The 5366-nt window shown below is 58.9% G+C and carries 4 protein-coding genes and 1 pseudogene; 3 read left to right on the forward strand and 2 right to left on the reverse strand.

Annotated elements, in window-relative coordinates:
- Nucleotides 1-64 precede the first annotated feature (64 nt).
- Nucleotides 65-574 carry a hypothetical protein gene (locus tag AB9K37_RS00155; protein ID WP_369835059.1) on the forward strand — a complete coding sequence of 170 codons (510 nt, stop codon included), beginning with the start codon at nt 65-67 and terminating at the stop codon, nt 572-574.
- A gap of 70 nt (nt 575-644) precedes the next feature.
- Here the strand turns inward: AB9K37_RS00155 and AB9K37_RS00160 are convergent, their stop codons facing one another.
- Complete coding sequence (locus tag AB9K37_RS00160) at nt 645-2288, reverse strand: BCCT family transporter (protein ID WP_369835060.1); 1644 nt, start codon at nt 2286-2288, stop codon at nt 645-647.
- Nucleotides 2289-2372: 84 nt separating this feature from the next.
- Nucleotides 2373-2786 carry a universal stress protein gene (locus AB9K37_RS00165; RefSeq protein ID WP_369835061.1) on the reverse strand — a complete coding sequence of 138 codons (414 nt, stop codon included), beginning with the start codon at nt 2784-2786 and terminating at the stop codon, nt 2373-2375.
- A gap of 484 nt (nt 2787-3270) precedes the next feature.
- Between AB9K37_RS00165 and AB9K37_RS00170 the strand changes: the two genes are divergently transcribed.
- Together AB9K37_RS00170 and AB9K37_RS00175 are read left to right on the forward strand one after the other, a co-directional pair.
- Nucleotides 3271-4407, forward strand: coding sequence for a lytic murein transglycosylase (locus tag AB9K37_RS00170; RefSeq protein WP_369835062.1), 1137 nt, complete (start codon nt 3271-3273; stop codon nt 4405-4407).
- Between the two features lie 116 nt (nt 4408-4523).
- Nucleotides 4524-5231 (forward strand): annotated as a pseudogene (locus tag AB9K37_RS00175) (LLM class flavin-dependent oxidoreductase); the annotation flags it as partial.
- Between the last annotated feature and the right edge of the window lie 135 nt (nt 5232-5366).

Below are 5366 nucleotides of genomic sequence, written 5' to 3' on the forward strand. Positions count from 1 at the left end.
GCACCTTCAAATACAAGTCCACGGTGTATATCCCCAAGCCCTCCCGAAATCCGAAAGGGCAAAAGTGGACGACTTTTACGCCGCCCGCGACAACACTATGCCGTCGCTACCGTGGCCGAGTATTGCTCCGCCGTTCACAACGGGGGCCTCTGGCTATGGCGGCCAAGGGAACGATACTCTGCATGTGAGCGCAGGCGCGGCGGCATATGGCGGCGCCGGTGACGACGTGATCAAGATGACAGAGTTCTACAACACTGATGACGGCCCGGCCGTCGCGACTGGGGGATCTGGAGCGGACTTTTACGATATTGAGGTGAGAAACGCCTTTGGCGACGATGTCGATGACACATATCTCGAAATTACAGATTTCGACGTCACCGAGGATGTCCTACAGATCGGCGCATACCAGTCCGACAATCTGGTCGAGAACATTGAAACACTCGAAGCCTCTGACGGCAGCTTCACTGATGTACGCGTCTACTACCGGGATTATCAGGGGCTGGATGGCGCTATGGCAGTGATCCGTCTGCACGGCGTGACTGACTTTTCCGCCAATCAGGTTCTGGTCGCCTAACTCGGCTGCCCACAAAAAAATCCTCCCCGGCGTGAGCCGGAGAGGATTGTAAGCGGTCAGAGCGGCGGCTTTACTTCGCGCGGCGCTCGGCCAAGAGACCTTTCCAGATCGCCCAACACATGACCAACAGGACCACGGTAAAAGGCAAGCCGGTCGAGATCACCATGGACTGCAACGATTGCAGGCCACCCGCGGAGAGCAGCAACACGATCGCCACGGCACCTTCGAAGATGCACCAGAACACACGCTGGGGCACGGGCGCGTCGACCTTGCCGCCTGCGGTGATGGTGTCGATCACCAGCGAGCCCGAGTCCGACGATGTCACGAAGAACACGATGACCAGCACGATACCGATCAGGCTTGTGATCTGGGTCAGGGGCAGAGCGTCCAGCATCTTGAACAGCTTGAGTTCCAGAGGCGCCTCTTGCGCGGCGGTGTAGCCGTCCTGAATGACCTGCTGGATCGCAACGCCGCCAAAGACCGACATCCACAGAACGCAGACCAGCGACGGGATCAGCAGAACACACACAACGAATTCACGCACGGTGCGGCCACGGCTGACGCGGGCGATGAACATGCCAACAAAGGGCGACCAGGAGATCCACCAAGCCCAGTAGAACGAGGTCCAGCCTTGGCTGAAGTTCACGTCTTCGCGGCCAATCGGGTTCGACAATGCAGGCAAGTGGGTCAAATACGCCGCCAAGTAGTCCACAAAGCCAGTCAGGATGGCAATGGTCGGTCCGGCGATCAGAACGAACAGCAACAGTAGTGCTGCCAGACCCATGTTGATTTCGGACAGAACTTTGACGCCGCCGTCCAGACCACGCACAACCGAGATCAGCGCGATCGCGGTGATCATCGAAATCAAGACGACTTCGGTGGTCGAGCTTACGGGAATGCCGAACAGCTCGTTCAGACCCGCATTCGCCTGTGTCGCGCCAAAGCCGAGCGAGGTCGCCAGACCAAAGAGCGTCGCAAACACCGCCAGAATGTCGATGACGTGGCCAGGCCAGCCCCAGACGCGGTCCCCAAGGATCGGGTAGAACGCCGAGCGGATCGTCAGCGGCAGACCCTTGTTGTACGAAAAGAGCGCCAGCGCCAGCGCAACAACCGCGTAGATCGCCCAAGGGTGAAGGCCCCAGTGGAAGATGGTCGCAGCAAAGGCGAGTTCTGTCGCAGCCTGTTCATCCCCAGCCGCCGCGCCAAGCGGGGCCCAGTCCGTGCGTACACCGCCTTCGGAGGCTGTCCCGCCGATCGCAGAGGCGAAGTGGCTCATGGGTTCGGACACGCCATAGAACATCAGACCGATGCCCATGCCTGCCGCAAACAGCATCGCGAACCAGCCAAGATAGGTGTAATCCGGACGTGCGTCCGCGCCCCCAAGTCGCACATTGCCCACCGGCAGAACGATCAGCAGCAGGCAGAAGATGACAAAGATGTTTGCAGCGCCGAGAAAGAACCAGTCAAAGCCCTTGGTGACTGCGCTGAAACTCCAGCTAAATACGGCGCCAGCTTGATCGGGCAGGGCGAGTGCGTAGAAGACAAACGCAATGACAGCAATGCCAGAGATCAAAAAGACCGGATTGTGCACATCGAGTCCGAATGGCCCGATCTGGGTTTCGATATTGTCTTGTCCGATTTCGTAATCGGTTTCGATAATCTGGGACGTCCCCTCTGGTTCGGGTATTCCCTGATTTTCTGAAGTGTCGGCCATATAAAAGGCCCCCCGTTAAGTTTGTTTTACACGTCTTTTGCCTAACAAATACGCGAGTGAGGCGTGAAAAGTTCCCAAATCGGCCTAGCGAATGACCATTACTGATACTTTTGCTCGGGCCGCGATCGTGCCGCCATTAGAGGGCCAAATGTAATCTGTGAGATTGGGAATGTGGCTGGCCATGACCACCAGATCGGCTCCGGTGTCATCAACCGCCTTGAGCAGGCTGGGGTCCAAATCAGAGCTGGGATCGTGACTTGTGACCGGGTGGCTGCTGGTTTGCAGACCGGATGCGGTGCCCTGAGCTTCCGCAAAAGCGGCTAACTTTTCGGCGAACTCTTGCGGTGTGTGGGCGACCGAGCCGGGCGTCGCGGCGGCGACGCCCACATAGACAATTTCAGCGCTGTAATGCCGCGCCAAATCCGCAGCGCAACCCAAGGCGCGCTGCAGTTTTTCGGAATGTGCCAGATCGACGGGCACCATGATTTTATTAAACACGTTTACTTCCTCCAGCTGGGTAGGGCCGGCACGATGACGTGCTGGCTTGGGACCGCGCGGTCGCGAGGGTGATTGGAACGCTTCCAAGGCGGTCTTTGCGCAGGACCGAGCCTGAGTGACGGTCTGCGTGGATCGGAACGTCCGGGCCTTTGCCTCTGTGATGTCCCCGTCCATTAGTATGGCCCATGAGGGAGGGGCCGAGCCAATGAAAACGACACTTCGCGGTCGCGCAGCGGTCAACCATGACACTTTCGTGAAGGTAGTGTGCGCTTTGGCGAGCATTTTGACCCGCCCCTAGCAGAAGGTGGTCCGAGCACTGGACTGGCAAGTCTTTGCTTATTTGCGTGAACAGAGTGCCAACCTGCGCAAAGAACATTGCCAAGGATGAAGGCGCAAGCCACACAAGTGACAAGCGCCTTTTGGTCCGCCGAAGACAGAGCGTGTTTTCAATTCCGAACCGAGCGACAATCGTCAGAGGTCGAGCATGAACTTGAGTAGACGTCAATTTAGCCTGTTTGCCGCCGCTTTTGGCTTGGCGGGGTGCGGATCCAGCCAGCCGCAGAGCCGCGCCGCCCGTGCTCTGCCGCCTTCGGGGATGCGCCCTGTGCCGAACGCCGCCTATACCTCATGGGTCGCAGGCTTTCGGCAGCGGGCCGAAGCGCAAGGGTTCTCTGCAGGACTTTTGAACAGCGCGTTTCGCGGCACCGGCTATTTGCCCGGTGTGGTCGAGCGGGATCGCAATCAGACCGAATTCAAAAGATCGCTCGAAGATTATTTGTCCATCGCAGTGTCGGACGAGCGGGTGTCCAAAGGGCGCGCGGCCTATGCCCGGTATCGCAGCACACTTCAGGCGCTTGAACAAAGGTATGGCGTCGACTCCTACATCATTGCTGCGATTTGGGGGCTTGAAAGCTATTACGGAGAACGGCGCGGAGATATTCCGGTGATCTCTTCCACCTCGACCCTTGCTTTCGATGGGCGGCGGGGGCGGTTTTTCGAAGGGCAATTGATTGCGGCGCTGAAAATTCTGAGTCGCGGAGATGTCACGGCCCGGAATTTGACGGGAAGTTGGGCTGGGGCGATGGGGCATACCCAGTTTATTCCAACCTCTTATTTGTCCTTTGCAGTCGACTACACAGGAGATGGCCGCGCCGACATCTGGTCCGAAGATCCGACCGACGCGCTGGCCTCGACTGCCGCCTATCTGTCGCGCAACGGCTGGCAGCGCGGTGTCGCGTGGGGGGCAGAAGCCGGGCCGAGCGCAGAGGCAGGCGCCACAATCCAGCCGCAACCGGGTGGCCCGCGGTTCACCACAACGCGCAATTTCCGAGCAATCAAACGCTACAACAACTCTGATGCCTACGCGATCGGTGTGGGGCATTTGTCCGACCGCATAGCGGGTAAGCCGCCCTTACGGGGCAGTTTCCCACCAGATGCCTATGGCTTTACCAAAGATGACCGGATCGCATTGCAGCGTGGCCTGACCTCCCAAGGGTTTGACGCGGGCGGGGCCGATGGCGTTCTCGGGGACAAGACCCGTGCTGCCATCCGTGCATTTCAGCGCAGTCGAGGGTTGCCGGTGACCGGAGAACCTTCGCGCGATCTATTGCGGGCACTCTAACGGCAGGACTGCTGCGCATTTCGGAACAGTCTGTGCGCAGTGGCCTGCCATTGTGGTCGCTGCGTCGCGGCATAGGTAGTGAACAAGCAAAGAGTTCACTGTGCGCGAGGTGTGTCATGAAGAAAATCGGTTTTCTGTCTTTTGGACATTGGGATCCCGCAGAGGGGTCTCCCCTCAGAACAGCACAGGACACATTGCTCCAGTCGATTGATCTGGCGGTCGCCGCAGAAGAACTGGGTGTCGATGGCGCGTATTTCCGGGTCCACCACTTTGCGCGGCAACTCGCATCGCCGTTCCCGCTTTTGGCGGCGATTGGTGCACGGACGTCAAAGATCGAGATCGGGACAGGCGTGATTGATATGCGCTACGAGAACCCGCTTTATATGATTGAGGATGCAGGAGCGGCGGACTTAATTTCCGGCAGCCGTCTGCAACTTGGGATTAGCCGTGGCTCCCCCGAGCAGGTCGATGCCGGGTGGCGCTATTTCGGATACCAACCGGTCGAGGGCGAGGACGCATCTGACATGGCGCGGCGCCATGCCGAGATCTTCCTGAAGCACTTGGGGGGCGAGGGCTTTGCCCACCCCAATCCGCAGCCCATGTTCCCCAACCCGCCTGGGCTGTTGCGACTGGAGCCGCATTCCGAGGGCCTGCGTCAGCGCATTTGGTGGGGTTCGGCTTCGAATGCGACGGCTGTATGGGCCGCGCAAATGGGGATGCACCTGCAGTCGTCCACGCTGAAGGTTGATGAAACAGGCGAACCCTTTCACGTGCAGCAGGCCAGACAAATCCGTGCCTACCGTGCAGCATGGAAGGAAGCAGGTGTGAACGGCGGAGCAATACTCGGCCACGGTAGCGACGGCATAGTGTTGTCGCGGGCGGCGTAAAAGTCGTCCACTTTTGCCCTTTCGGATTTCGGGAGGGCTTGGGGATATACACCGTGGACTTGTATTTGAAGG

Source organism: Donghicola sp. XS_ASV15 (assembly GCF_041224595.1).
Taxonomy (GTDB): domain Bacteria; phylum Pseudomonadota; class Alphaproteobacteria; order Rhodobacterales; family Rhodobacteraceae; genus Donghicola.

Excerpts from the sequence above, each read along its gene's own strand:
- AB9K37_RS00160 (WP_369835060.1), bottom strand. The coding sequence starts at position 2,288 with ATGGCCGACACTTCAGAAAATCAGGGAATACCCGAACCAGAGGGGACG.
- AB9K37_RS00170 (WP_369835062.1), top strand. The coding sequence starts at position 3,271 with ATGAACTTGAGTAGACGTCAATTTAGCCTGTTTGCCGCCGCTTTTGGC.